Here is a 15,551-nt window from a genome sequence, read left to right as displayed (position 1 = left end):
TGGAAACGAGATTGAGCAGTTTTTAACTCATGGAGCGATCGCTTGTTGGGCAGATTCTAAGGAATGTTGATAAAGTTGGGCATTTTCTAGGGAAATGGCGGCTTGGGCGCAGAGTAGGTTGAGGAGTTCGACGCGCTCTTTTGTAAACGCCCCGGTTGCTAAACTATTTTCTAGATATAAAATCCCCAGTAATTTTCCTTGATGCAAAATCGGGCTGCACAAAATACTCTGAGGTTGCTGGCGGATAATATAGGGTTCATTAGCTAAGGTGGTATCTACGGTTGCATCCAATAAGACAACAGTTTGTTGACTGTGCTTAACTTTGTAAATCAGCTTGTGGGGAATCTCTTGACTATCTTCCACAGGAATTTGCTGCAATACCACTGGGTTTGTTCCTTGGATAATTGAGCCTTTAATTACCAGACGCTCATCTCGCAACAGCATTAACACACACTTATCAGCCCCAGCAGTTTCGATGATGATAGACAGTAACGATGAAAGTAGTTTGTCTAGTTCGATTTCAGAGGAGATAGTCTGAGAAGCTTTGAGAATTGCTTTTAAATCGAGAGTAGCTGAGACACTGCTACTGCTGGATGTACCAGAACTGGTAGATGTCACAGTCCCCAAGCTGATGATAGTTTCGTTAGTAGAAACAACAGAACGACTTTGCTGTAATATAGGGGCGAGTAATTGGGGATAGCGTTTTTCTAAGTCGGCGACTTTGGCTTTTGCTCCCCAACGAGCATAACAATAATATGCTTCCTGCATATAACCTGCGGCGACTTTCTCTTTCCCCCAAGCCAGGTAAAATTTTGCTGCTAATTCGTTAGCTAAACCCTCTTCTTGAATATAGCCATTGGCTTTAGCACCTACAATAGCGCGATCGTAGCAGTCTCCTGCTTCATAGTTATGTCCTAATACCTGATATTGTTCAGCTTTGACCAAATCAAACTTATGCTGATGATTCATGGGAGCATATTTAACCCATTGTTGTTGCAATTTTGTTTGATTTTCTTCTACCTGTTGCAGTAGTTGCGATCGCTCCTCTAATCCTTGACGCAAAGTAGCCAACGCCGTCAAAGAATCGTAGAAATAAAATTCCGCTTCTCCCAAACTTCCCGCTCCACCGTTGAAATAGCGTTTTACCTCAACGGTATAAATCCGAGCAGTTTCTACATAGTCAAATAAACAACACAACATCAGTTTAAGCACATAAAATGCGTACAAGCACAGCACGTCACGCACTGAGATGAGTTGGGGGAGAAACTCTGTCTCTTCAATGGCTTCCCCCGCAAAAATATGGGGAGATTCTGAATCTCCTAACAAATTTAAAGTACCTTGCCAATAGACTCGACACCAATTTGCTGGGGTTAATTGACTCATTTGGACTAACGCCTGATGATAGGCGCGAATTTCTGGCTCTAAGATATCGAGAGGACGACCGCACCAGAAGGAATTAGCACAGAAAGCATGGGCATTATATCCGGCATACTCTATGTTTCCCACTTCCAATCCTGTAGTGTATCCTTCTTGTATCAAAGGTAGAACGTCTCGAATGTGGAATTTGCGATGTGATGTAAACAGCCCAGCCACATGAAATACCTCTGGTTTAATCACTTTTGCGTCTAAGGTTGAGGTAAGTTGTATAGCCAACTGATTGAATTTCACTGCTACATCCACATCTTGTAAAAAATTAGCAGCAATAATGCTGTAGCAAGAATAAGCAGCTATAGAAGCGGGTGTATTACCATATTCAATGGATAGCTTTACGGGTATCGTCACCAGCGCAACATACAACGAAGAACCCGATATATAGGCAGATGAGAACAAACGAGTTACGATTTCAATGATCGCTATAATTCGGCGATCGCTCATTCTCGGTAGGTGTACCAAATCCTCAATGTCACGCTCTCCTATCAGTTGATTTACCTCAGCGATAATCGGCAGAAAATCATCCTCCGTCATGGTTTCGGGCAGTGGTAAGCCCAGCAAAGCTAAAACATTTCGGGCTACCTCAATCGATTCCAGTAATTTGTTTTGAGAGATCAGAGAAACAATGCGAATCCGGTAGACGTTGACTTTTTCTAGTACAGAGTGTACTTGCTCAATTACTGTTTCAATCATAGATTCCATCGCCGCATAATCTCCGCATAAAGATGCTAATTCTGCGGCTAACTCGTAGAAAGCCAAGGTGATTTCATACTGTCTTTGCCAAGCTGTTTCTCCCAACAAAGATAAGCCGATGCGAACATATTCGCGCCCCCCTTGATAAGCTGTTGTCGTCCTCGCTTTACGAGCTGCAATCAGATTGAGACGAGCGAGATCATCCCGTTGGTGTTGCTCGCTCATTAATGTCTGGCCATGATTTAATTGACCGACTAACTCAAATATGCGTTCTTCTGTGTCTTCTGAGGATATTTGGGATAATAGTAATTGTCCAATTTTGTAGTGAGTTGCCTGTTTTTGTTCATCAGGAATCAGAGAATAAGCTGCTTGCTGTACTCGGTCATGTAAAAATTTGTAATTAACAGTCTGTTGATTTTCTGAGGTATGTTTTAAAGTTTCTGACCCAATATAAAATTTATAAACATCGCTAATTGGTAAAATCAAACCTTCTTGTAATGCTTTCCACAAAATAGCAGCAGTTTCAATTTGAGATTGTTGTGAAACAATTGCTAAAGTAGCTAAGTCAAAAGAGTTGCCAATACAAGCCGCTAACTGCAATCCCTGTTGAGTTGATTGCGGTAGTTTTTGCAATTGCAAACTCATAAAAGCTACAATGTCATCTGTAATTGCTTGCAGTTTGACTTCAGCAATATCACATTGCCAACAGTTTAATTCAAAATCAAAGCTAATCAGTCCATCTTGATGCAATGCTTTAAGAAACTGGGTGGTAAAAAATGGATTACCTTTGGTTTTTTGATAAATTAATTTAGAAAGACTCCAGACCAATTCTTCTGCACATTTGAGTGTTTCAGCTACTAATTGATTGACTTTGATTTGACTCAGTGGTGCTAAAGTAATTGTGTTAATGGTGGCTTGTGTCTTGTGGATTTCGCTCAAGGTTATCAATAAGGGATGTCCTGGATTAACTTCGTTATCACGATAGGCACCAATAATGAAAAGATGACCGGTATCAGCCATTAATAGCTGCATTAACTTGAGTGATGCGGAATCAGCCCATTGTAAATCATCCAGGAATATGACTAAGGGATGTTCTTTAGTTGTAAAAACTTGGGTGAATTTTTGAAATAATAGATTAAAGCGATTTTCTGCGGCTACACCTGATAGTTCTACTGCGGGAGGTTGAGTACCAATAATGTTTTCTAATTCGGGAATGACTTCAATAATTACCTGACCATTTTCGCCTACAGCCTCTAATATTTTGTGCTTCCATTCCTGAATTTGGGCATCGCTTTCGGTTAACAATTGCCCCATTAAATCGCGGAATGCTTGCACAAAAGCCGAAAAGGGAATATTGCGTTGAAACTGGTCATATTTACCTTTAATAAAATAGCCCCGTTGTCTAACGATTGGTTTATGCACTTCATTAACAACCGCAGTCTTACCAATTCCAGAGAAACCAGCTACCAGCATCATTTCGGTTGCACCAAGGCTGACTCTATCGAAGGCTTCTAGTAGAGTTTGAACTTCGGATTCTCTGCCATATAATTTATCAGGAATAATGAAGCGATCGCACAAATCCCGACTCGCAATTTTAAAGTCTCCAATCTCACCAGTTTCTTTTAGCTGAATTAAACATTTTTCTAAATCAAACTTCAAACCTAACGCACTCTGATATCTATCTTCAGCATTCTTTGACATCAATTTACTGACGATTTTTGAGATAACCAAGGGAATATCTGGATTAATTTCATGTATGAGGGGCGGAATTTTCGCCAGATGAGAATGTACCAATTCCATTGCATCATGAGATGAGAATGGTAACTCATCTGTAAGTAATTCATAGAATGTCACACCCAAAGAATAAAAATCTGTACGATAATCAATTCCCCGATTCATTCTCCCTGTTTGTTCAGGAGATATATAAGCGAGTGTTCCTTCTAAAACATTCGGGTTAACTAGGGTTTGGGTTTCTCTGGGTAATAGTGATGCGATACTAAAGTCAATTAATTTAACCTGTTTCGTTTCAGGATTAATTAAGATATTGCCGGGTTTAATATCTTTATGAATAATTCTTTCATGGTAGAGTAAGTCTAGGATGTCACAAAGTGCGATCGCTATTACTAAAAACTCTTGTAGAGATGGTAAGGTTTTCCCCATTCTCCACTCCTTGAGAGAAATACCGCCAAAGTCTTCCATGACTAACATATAGCCATTATTGATTGCGTCAAGGCTATAGGTTTGAATAATTAGAGGTGAGTTGAGATTTTTCCCTATGGTATATTGATTGCGAAATAATAAGAGTTCGCTAAAGCTGGGATAGGGATTTTTTAGTAGTTTAATAACTACTGGTACTGAGTCACTTTCTCGAAGTGCGCGATAAACCAGCGTTCTCGAACCATTGTAGAGTTCTTCACTAATGCGATATCCGGGAATACTGACAAGAGTGCTAACCATAATTGCGCTCATTCTGATGATTTCTCAATCTAGTATTCCCAGATAGCTGAATTGATCTCAAAGTGAAAGCTAAGATTTACACTGGTATTTCAATAATAAATTCAGTACCTTCGCCTAGACTAGATTGGCAAGATAACTTACCTCCGTGTTTTTCTTCAACGATTTGTTTAGCTATAGCCAAGCCTAAACCTGTGCCTTTACCAACTCCTTTAGTAGTAAATAAATGGTCAAAGATTTTGTGTTTTACCTCTTCGCTCATGCCCTTAGCATTATCTGCAATCGAGATTTTTACGGATTGCTCCGCTATTGATGTAGTAACTTTAATTTGGTTAGGATGAGCCTTAATTTCCTCCAGATTACGTCCGTAGTTTGATTCCTCTAATGCATCAATTGCATTCGCTAGAATATTCATAAATACCTGATTTAATTGCCCAGGAAAACATTCAACCAGGGGTAAATCACCGTAGTTAGTGATTATTTCAATCGCTGGACGTTGTTCGTTAGCCTTGAGACGATGTTTGAGAATTAAGATTGTGCTATCAATGCCTTCATGAATATTAAATGGTACTTTGTAATCTCTATCAGCACGGGAGAAAGTGCGTAGGGAAGTACTAATGTTTTTTAATCTATCGCAAGCCATTGTCATGGAATCGAGCATTTTAGGCAAGTCTTCTAAGCTATATTCCAAATCGATTTCCGACTCGTGGTCGAGGATTGCTTCAGTTTTATCGCTTAAGGTTTCTTGATAAATTTTCAAGTGTTCAATAATATCGGCAAAGGTCGGTTTAGCTTGTTTGAGAGTTGCCGCAATAAAGCCCAAAGGATTATTCATTTCGTGAGCGACACCAGCGACTAAGTTACCCAATGCAGACATTTTTTCACTTTGGATAATTTGTAATTGGGCTTGTTGTAAATCTTGCAGTGCTTGTTGAGCTTGTTGGTAAAGTCGGGCATTTTCTAGGGAAATGGCGGCTTGGGCGCAGATGAGGTTGAGTAGTTCGATGCGTTCGCCCTTGGCGTTGGCGGAGCCATCGCTTGTAAACGCTCCTTTTGCTAAATTATTTTCTAGATATAAAATCCCCAGCAACTTACCTTTATGTAAAATTGGCATACACAAGATACTTTGAGGTTGCTGACGGATGATATAGGGATCGTTAGCAAAGGTGATATCTGCGGCTGCATCCAACAAGACAACAGTTTGTTGGTTGTTTTTGACTTTGTAAATCAGCTTGTGGGGAATATCTTGGCTGTCTGCAATGGCAAGACTTTGCAACACAATGGGTTGTGTTATTTGGGTAATTGAGCCTTGAATTAGCAGATGATTGTCTTGCAACAGCATTAACACACATTTATCAGCCCCAGCATTTTCGATGACGATGGTAAGTAACGATGAAAGTAGCTTGTCTAGTTCGATTTCACCGGAGATAGCCTGAGATGCTTTGAGAATTGCTGTTAAATCTAGGGTATCTGAAACACTGGTGCTGTTGGATATAGCAGAACTGATGGAGGTGACAGTCGCCAAAGGAAAAATAGTTTCGTGAGTAGAAACAACCGAACGGCTTTGCTGTAATATAGGTGCGAGTAATTGGGAATAGCGTTTTTCTAAATCAGCGACTTTGGCTTTGGCTCCCCAACGGGCATAACAATAATATGCTTCTTGCATATAGCTGACAGCGATTTTTTCTTTACCCCAATCAAGATAAAATTTGGCAGCCAGTTCGTTAGCTAAAGCTTCATCTTGAATAAAGTTGTTTTCTTTAGCTAGAAAAATAGCACAGTCATAACATTCAATGGCATCAATTTTGTTACCCAATACTCGATGATGTTCTGCGGCGACTAATTCCCAGCGATGGCGATGATTACAAGCAGCTAAATTTGCCCAATGCTGTAATTTATCTTGATGGTGTTGTACTGTTAGTAAGATTGACTCACGCTCTTGTGTGGATGCTGTTGCATACTGAGTTAATTGAATCAGCGCATCATAAAATGAGTAGAGGGGAATCATAAATTGCCCCACGCAACCATCTAGATATTGTCCAGTTTGAGCAGATGTTTTATATGCCTCACTATTTTGCCCGAAGAGATAATAGAGAAAGGCTTGGTTGAGATACCACATACACAACGCTGTTCTTTGATTGACAGCTTGTAGTTTAGGGAGAGACAATTCTTTACTAAAAATATTTCCACTCAGGCAATGTGGCACTTCTGCTTGCCCTAATAAATTTAGTACAGTTTGTTGATAAACTTCTTGACAATCTAGAACGATTTCTTGTTTGTAGCGATGAGTAATTTGACGATAAACATCCATTGTCTGTGCCAGTTCTGTTAGTTCTTGACCTGTATGGTAAGCGTAATAACAGTATGACATAGCACCCCGGCAAGCCATCTCAATTTCTCCAGTTTCTAACCCACTGTGGTAGGTTTCTTCTAATCCAGAAAGCACTTGAGAAAGAGGAATTTTCCAATGTTTAGTGAAGAGATAAACTATATACAAATTGCGAGTTTTTAATGATATTAATTGGAATTTTTCTCGAAGGTTTAATGCTAATTCTCCAAACTGATAACCGTTTTCGATATCGCCAATAATGCCACATAAAATTAACCCATAATCACCGTAAGCAAATACAGAAACAGGACAGTTACCAAATTTGATAGATAATTCTACCTGCTTGAAAATGAGTAATGGCATAAGATTGGGAGCCACCATATATGCAGGAGGTACTAAAGCTGTCAAGATTTCCATTGCTGCTATCAGATGGGGATCTGTCATTATTGGTAGATATAAGAAACTACTGGAGTCTTTGTCTGCCCAAAGTAGTTGCGTTATACTAAAAGCTTGGCCAATATCTTCCTGAGTAGGTTGTTCGGGAAATTCAATACCAAAGGAATTTAACAAATTTAACCCCATTTGCACAGAATTTAGGAGTTTTCCTTGAGCGTTAGAACCTAAAATCCGAGTTTGTTGAACTTTGATCGTATCAAGTAAGGTTTTTGCTTGTTGCAATACCACACTTGCCCATTCTTCCATCTGCTCAAAATTGGTGTTGAGATAGCTGGCTTCGGCGATTTCTTCATGAAGTGCCAGAGTCAAGGGATAATGGCTTTCCCAAGCAGTTGCAGGTAACAGTTCTATACCTATGCTTAGATAATTAATGGCTGCATTATAGGCAGTAGAAACCTTAGCTTTGCGTCCAGCCGCAAGATTTAAGTCAGCTAAATTTTCTCGCTCTTGGGGTGTTGTAATTAGGGCAATACCAACATTGCAATGATTGACGATATCAAATAATCGTTCTTCCCTTTCGCTGGGGTCAGAATTTTGCAATAATAGCCGACCAATTTGCAGGTGAGTAGTTTGTTTTTGCTCGTCAGCAATCAGTGAATAAGCTGCTTGTTGTACTCGGTCATGTAAAAATTTGTAGGTAACAGTTGCTTGATTTTCTAATGTCTGTGACTGGGTTGCTTGTCCGACATAAAACTTATAAACATCATTAATTGGTAAAATCAAACCTTCTTGTAATGCTTTCCACAAAGCAGATGCTGTCTCAATTTCTGATTGTTGTGAAACAAGGGCCAAAGTATTTAAATCAAAGGAGTTGCCAATACAAGCAGCTAACTGCAATACTTCTTGAGTTGATAAAGGTAGTTTTTGCAGTTGCAGACTCATAAAAACAACAACATCATCTGTAACTGCTTGTGTTTTTACCTGGGCAATATCACATTGCCAACAGCCTAATTCAAAATCAAATTGAATTAATCCTTCTTGATGTAGTGCTTTGATAAACTGCGTGGCAAAAAACGGATTACCTTGAGTTTTTTGATAGATTAATACTGAAATATTCCAGGCTAATTCTTCTGGACATTTGAGGGTATCAGCTACTAAATGGTTGACTATATTTTGAATTAAGGGTTTTAAAGTAATTGTATGAATCTGAGCTTGTTTTTTTTGGAGATCGCCCAAAGTCAACATTAATGGATGTGCTGGTGGAACTTCGTTATCGCGGTATGCACCAATTAATAATAGATGGCATGTATCAGCCATTAATAACTGTATTAATTTTAATGATGCCGAATCTGCCCATTGCAAATCATCTAAAAATATGACTAAGGGATGTTCTTTAGTGGTAAAGACTTGGGTGAATTTTTGAAATAATAAGTTAAAGCGATTTTCGGCGGCGGTTCCTGATAATTCTACTGCTGGGGGTTGTTCGCCAATAATGTTTTCTAATTCTGGGATGACTTCAATTATTACCTGTCCGTTTTCACCTACAGCCTCCAATATTTTATTTTTCCATTGCTGAATTTGCTCATCGTTTTCTGTTAATAATTGCCCCATTAAATCTTTAAAGGCTTGCACAAAGGCAGAAAAGGGAATATTGCGATTAAACTGGTCAAATTTGCCCTTAATAAAATAGCCGCGCTGTCTGACAATGGGTTTATGCACTTCGTTGACAACCGCAGTTTTCCCAATTCCCGAAAACCCAGCCACTAGCATCATTTCTGTTGCACCAAGGCTGACTCTCTCAAATGCTGCTAATAGGGTTTTAACTTCCTTGTCTCTGCCATAAAGTTTATCGGGAATAATGAAGCGATCGCACAAATCCCGACTAGCAATTTCAAAGTCTCCAATCTCACCAGTTTCTCTTACCTGAGTTAAACATTTTTCTAAATCAAATTTCAATCCCAATGCACTCTGATATCTATCTTCGGCATTTTTCGCCATCAATTTGCTGACAATTCCTGAGAGGACTGAAGGGATATTGGGATTAATTTCATGTAATAACGGTGCAGTTTTAGCAAGATGAGAATGTACCAATTCCATCGCATCATTTGATACAAAGGGTAATTCTCCTGTCAGTAATTCATAGAAAGTTACACCCAGGGAATAAAAATCTGTGCGATAATCAATAGAGCGATTCATTCTCCCTGTCTGTTCTGGAGAGATATAAGCAAGTGTACCTTCTAAAACATTGGGGTTAACTAGAGTTTGGGTTTCTCTGGGTAATAGGGAAGCAATACTAAAGTCGATTAATTTAACTTGTTTGGTTTGAGGATTAATTAAGATATTGCTGGGTTTAATATCTTTATGAATAATTCTCTCATGGTAGAGTATATCTAAGGTGTCGCAGAGTGCGATCGCTATTTCTAAAAACTCCTCAACAGATGCGACACTCTGATTTTTAGTGAAATAATCCTTAAGGGAAATACCGCCAAAATCCTCCATGACTAACATATAGCCATTATTGATTGCATCAAGGCTATAGGTTTGAATAATCAGAGGTGAGTTGAGATTTTTACCAATAGTGTATTGATTGCGAAATAACAACAGTTCGCTAAAACTGGGATAAGGATTTTTCAGCAGTTTAATAACTACTGGTACTGAGTCAGTTTCTCTAACTGCACGATAAACCAGCGTTCTCGAACCATTGTAGAGTTCTTCACTAATGCGATATCCGGGAATACTGACAAGAGTGCTAACCATATTGCGCTCACCCTAATGATTTCTCAATCTAGTATTCCCAGATAGCCGAATTTATCTGTAAGGTAAAGCTAGAATTTACACAGGAATTTTAATGATAAATTCAGTACCTTCTCCTGGTGCGGAAATGCAACTTAATTGACCGCAATGTTTTTCTACGACAATTGAATAGCTAGTTGATAGCCCCAAGCCAGTACCGCTACCTACTGGTTTTGTCGTAAAAAATGGATTAAATATCTGATTTTGCACCGATTGATTCATTCCTATACCGTTATCGGCAATCCGAATAATTACATTTTTAGTTTCAGTTAATTCGGTTTTAATCATAATAGTTGGTTGGCGATTGTTATCTGATGTTTCTAAAGCATCAATGGCATTATTGATGATATTCATAAACACTTGGTTGAGAGCCGAAGCATAACAATTAACTAAAGGTAAGACTCCATATTGTTTACTGAGTATAATTTCTGGACGTTTACTATTACTTTGAAGTCGATGCTGCAAAATTAACAACGTACTTTCAAGACCAGAGTGAATGTCTACTTCTTTGATTTCTGATTCATCCAAGCGGGAAAAATTTCGTAGGGACAGCACTATTTGACGGATGCGTTCTGCTCCCACTTTCATCGAAGATAGGAGATTAGGTAAATCATTTAAGATAAATTCTAGGTCAATATCTGCAATCTTTTGGGCAATTTCTGGCAATGTTTGCGGATAAATTGACTGATATAAATGATTTAACTCAATTAAGGAGGTCACATATTCATTGGCTGCTGATAAGTTGCCATAGATAAAATTAATCGGATTATTAATTTCATGAGCAATTCCCGCAACTAATTGTCCTAAACTGGACATTTTCTCAGCTTGAATTAGTTGGGCTTGAGTTGAGTACAGTTGATTGAGTGTTGACTCTAGCTGAGTGGCTTTTGTTGTTAATTCCTGAGTACGTTCTGCTACTTTTTGTTCAAGATTATGGGAATAGTTCTCTAATTGATGATACAGTTTGGCATTCTCTAGAGAAATTGCCGCTTGGGTGCAGAGTAAGTTGAGTATTTCAATGCGTTCGCTGGTAAATGCTCCCAATGTTAAATTATTTTCTAAGTATAAAATGCCCATCAATTTGCCCTGATTAAGAATTGGCGCACAGAAAATACTCTTGGGTGCATGGTGCAGAATATAAGGATCAGCCAGCAAAGTTGGCTCGACTACGGCATTTTCTACAACAGCCGCAACCAGAGTATTTTTAACTCGATTAATTAAGCTAACAGATACGATTTCTTCACAGGGTAGAGATTGTAAAATTATGGCTCTTTGTTGGAATTGAGATAATGCTTCAATTACCCAACAATCACCTTTTGGCATCAGTAATGCACATTTATCGGCTCCAGCATTTTCCAAAATTACTTGAAGTAAGGTTGAGAGTAATTTCTCTAACTCAATTTCGCACGAAAGTGATTGAAAGGCTTTAATAATAGTTGCTAAATCAAGGGCTTGTGAAAGGCTAGTATTGCTCAGGGAGGAACTTTGAATTGTGTGAGAGGAGATAGACAGGATTGTTTCTGTTGGTTTGAAAGTCGGTTGTTGTTTGTGCAGAATTGGTAGCAGTAATTGGGGATAGCGGCGTTCTAAATCGATGACTTTGGCTTTTGCACCCCAACGGGCATAACAGTAATAAGCCTCCATCATGTAGGTTTGAGCAATTTTTTCTTTGTCCCAATCAAGATAGAATTTGGCAGCCAATTCGTTAGCTAAGGCTTCTTCGTTGAGGAATTGGTGAGTTTTAGCCAGGGTAATGGCTTGCTCGTAATGCTCCATTGCTGCTAATTTATCGCCACAAACTCGACACTTTTCTGCTTCCACCAAATGCCATTTATGTAAATGATTCATGGGTGCATTTTCCGCCCACTGATGCAGAGTTTTTTGATGGGTTTCTACTTCGGCGAAAATTTTCTCTGGTTCTGTGGAAACAAGTGCTAAGTGGGTCAGGGCTGCATAGAAATGGAACAAGGGAACTAAAAACATTCCTGACACTGCCATTAAATAAGATTTAAATTGGGTGATATATTCGAGGGCAGCGTGATAATTGCCAAAAGAGTAGGCAAGTAACAGTTTGTAGTTATAGGTAAAAGCGAACGCAGTGAGATCCCTATCCTGTTCATGCTTCGGGAACATCACCGTTTCATCATAGAAAGTGCCAATTAAGCGATCGCTTTGGCTGACTGTTTCTCTAAATTGCGCCACTGTTTGCTGCACCATATCCAAATAAATCCGCGCCGAATCTTGTTTAAATTGAGCCAGAGCAGTACTGTAAGTATGTAATTCATCTGCCAAAGCGTTCAGTTCTGCACCTGTGAACAACCTCCCAAAGGCATACCCTTGTATGCTATAGCCAGCGTAGAGAAAATCACCGTTTTCCATCCCCGCCCGATAGCTTTCTTTCTGGATGATTAGTGTTGTTAACAGTGCTTGTCGGTGATGGTGGATGAAAGCCCCAAAAAGGTTGAGAGTGATGCACTTCATACCTGGAACATTCAATTTTTCCAGTAATGAGAGAGCTAATTTACCAAACTCATAGCCAATTTCGACTTCGCCAAAAAAAGCACACATCACCATCCCATGAATTGCATAGCCAGGGATTGAGGCGGGAGTATTACCAAATTCCAGCGATAAGCGTACCATCGTCGCACCGAGAATAGGCATTAAACCAGGTATTCCCAGTAATACTGGTGGAAACAACATACTTAATATCTGGATTGCAGCTTGAGCTTGAGGTTCGCTCATTAGGGGTAAATCTATCAGTGCAGCAATTTCTCGGCTTTGGAGTTGCTGATTCACTGCTGCTAAGGCTTTCCTAATCTGCGTTTCGTCTACTTGGCTGGGTAATTCTACTCCCAGTTGAGCTAGAGCTTCTCTACCTACTGCGATCGCTGCTAATATTTGGCTACTAGCGGTGAGTGCGGCAATTTGAATTTCGTAGATTTTAACTTTGTCAATAATGCTCTGTGCCTGCTGCAACACCAAGAAAGCAAGTTGTTCCATAGCGTCAAAATCACCATTCAAATAACTGGCTTCTGTTGCTGCTATATACAAATTCAAAGCTAATTCATACTGACTTTGCCAACAATTAATCTCTAATAACTCAATTCCCGTCTGAAAATACTCTCTAGCGGCGGTGTATGCAGTGGAATTTCGAGCTTTATTTCCAGCTTTTAAGTTGAGTTTTGCTAAGGCTTTTCGTTCTTGTGGTTGATGAATTAATACTTGTCCTTGATTCAAATGTCCCACAATATCAAACAGTTTTTCTTCTCGTTCTATTTCAGCAGAATTTTGCAGAAGTAACTGTCCTATTTTCAGATGCGTTACTTGCTTTTTTTCATCAGGAATCAGGGAATAAGCTGCTTGTTGAACGCGGTCGTGTAAAAATCGATAAACTGGATTAGCTGCTGCATAATCACTAGATATATGTTCAAATTTAACAAAGAATTTATAGATTTTCGTGTTCGGAATAATCAGCCCTTCTTGCAATGCTTTCCATAAATCTGCCGCAGTCGCTTCTAGTACTTGTTCTGAAATAATCGCCAATGTTTGCAAATCAAACTGTGCCCCTATGCAAGCTGCTAACTTGAGAATATTTTGAGTGTGTTGTGGGAATTTCTGCAATTGTAGGGACATAAATTCAACCACATCATCAGTAATTGCTAAAGCTTTGATTCGAGCGATATCGCACTGCCAATTGCGAGATGCGAAGTCAAAGGTAATTAGCTGTTCATTATTTAATGCTTTAAGAAACTGGGTAGAGAAAAAAGGATTACCTTTGGTTTTTTGATAAATTAATGTTGTCAAAGATTGTGCTGGCAATAATTCACAATTTAGTGTATCTGCGACTAACTGGTTGAGCTTGGCTTCACTTAATGGTTGGAGAATGATTTTATTAACTAATACTTCAGATTTTTTCAGTTCATCTATCGTCATGATAAATGAGTGAGTTGATGATACTTCATTATCCCGGTATGCTCCCAATAACAATAAATATTTTGTATCTTGCATCAACAGTTGTAACAATTTTAGCGATGCAGAATCCGCCCATTGCAAATCATCTAAAAACATCACTAAAGGATGTTCTTGATTAGTAAAAACTTGTACAAACTTTTGCAAGAGCAAATTAAATCTATTTTCGGCAGCAGTTCCTGATAGTTCTGTAGCTGGTGGTTGTGCGCCAATAATATGTTCCAATTCGGGAATTACATCAATTAAAACTTGTCCATTTTCACCCACAACTTCCAGAATTTTGGTTTTCCAAATTTGCAATTGTGCATCAAATTCTGAGAGTAATTGCCCCATTAAATCGCGGAATGCTTGCACAAATGCCGAAAACGGAATATTTTGTTGAAATTGGTCATATTTACCTTTAATAAAGTAGCCGCGTTGTCTGACAATGGGTTTATGCACTTCGTTGACAACCGCAGTTTTCCCAATTCCAGAAAACCCTGCTACCAGCATTATTTCTGTTGCGCCTTGACTGACACGTTCAAAGGCTTCTAGTAGGGTTTGAACTTCGGTTTCTCTACCATAAAGTGTATCAGGAATGATGAAGCGATCGCACACATCCCTTTGTCCAATCTCAAAGCTTTGAATTTCTCCAGTTTCTTTTAGCTGAATTAAACATTTTTCTAAGTCAAATTTTAATCCCAATGCACTCTGATACCTATCTTCGGCATTTTTCGCCATCAATTTACCGACTATTTCTGAGATAACTGAGGGGATATCTGGATTAATTTCATGTATTAATGGGGGATGTTTAGCGATATGACAATGTACCAATTCCATCGCATCATTAGATGCAAAGGGTAATTCTCCTGTCAATAATTCATAGAATGTCACACCCAGAGAATAAAAATCTGTGCGATAGTCAATCCCCCGATTCATTCTCCCTGTTTGCTCTGGAGATATATAAGCGAGTGTACCTTCTAAAACATTGGGGTTAACTAGAGTTTGGGTTTCTCTGGGTAATAATGATGCAATACTAAAGTCGATTAATTTAACTTGTTTAGTTTCAGGATTGATTAAGATATTGCTGGGTTTGATATCTTTGTGGATAATCCGCTCATGGTAGAGTAAATCTAGGATGTCGCAGAGTGCGATCGCTATTACTAAAAATTCCTCTCTAGATGTAACACGCTGATTTTTAGAAAAATAATCCTTGAGGGAAATACCGCCAAAATCTTCCATGACTAACATATAGCCATTGTGCAGAGATTCAAGGCTATAGGTTTGAATAATCAGGGGTGAGTTGAGATTTTTGCCAATGGTGTATTGGTTGCGAAATAATAACAGTTCGCTAAAGCTGGGATAAGGATTTTTCAGCAGTTTAATGACTACTGGTACTGAGTCAGTTTCTCTAACTGCGCGATAAACTATTGTTCTCGAACCATTGTAGAGTTCTTCACTAATGCGATATCCGGGAATACTAATAAGAGTGCTAACCATATTACGC

General features: G+C 38.9%; 3 protein-coding genes. All 3 read right to left on the bottom strand.

What is annotated here, in order from left to right; all coding sequences use genetic code 11:
• Nucleotides 1-27: 27 nt before the first annotated feature.
• Nucleotides 28-4,581, bottom strand: a complete 4,554-nt coding sequence (locus tag HG267_RS17405) for an ATP-binding protein (protein WP_369792176.1) — start codon at nucleotides 4,579-4,581, stop codon at nucleotides 28-30.
• A gap of 76 nt (nucleotides 4,582-4,657) precedes the next feature.
• Nucleotides 4,658-10,060, bottom strand: coding sequence for an ATP-binding sensor histidine kinase (locus HG267_RS17400; protein WP_045869971.1), 5,403 nt, complete (start codon nucleotides 10,058-10,060; stop codon nucleotides 4,658-4,660).
• 75 nt (nucleotides 10,061-10,135) lie between these two features.
• Nucleotides 10,136-15,544, bottom strand: coding sequence for an ATP-binding sensor histidine kinase (locus tag HG267_RS17395; protein ID WP_045869972.1), 5,409 nt, complete (start codon nucleotides 15,542-15,544; stop codon nucleotides 10,136-10,138).
• Between the last annotated feature and the right edge of the window lie 7 nt (nucleotides 15,545-15,551).

The organism is Tolypothrix sp. PCC 7601 (assembly GCF_025677855.1).
Taxonomy (GTDB): Bacteria; Cyanobacteriota; Cyanobacteriia; order Cyanobacteriales; family Nostocaceae; genus Aulosira; species Aulosira diplosiphon.
The sequence above is the reverse complement of the archived record's forward strand: the minus strand, read 5'-3'. Positions and strand labels throughout refer to the sequence as shown.

Bases quoted from the DNA above. Each gene is read 5' to 3' on its own strand.
- HG267_RS17405 (WP_369792176.1), bottom strand. From the start codon at position 4,581: ATGGTTAGCACTCTTGTCAGTATTCCCGGATATCGCATTAGTGAAGAA.
- HG267_RS17400 (WP_045869971.1), bottom strand. From the start codon at position 10,060: ATGGTTAGCACTCTTGTCAGTATTCCCGGATATCGCATTAGTGAAGAA.
- HG267_RS17395 (WP_045869972.1), bottom strand. From the start codon at position 15,544: ATGGTTAGCACTCTTATTAGTATTCCCGGATATCGCATTAGTGAAGAA.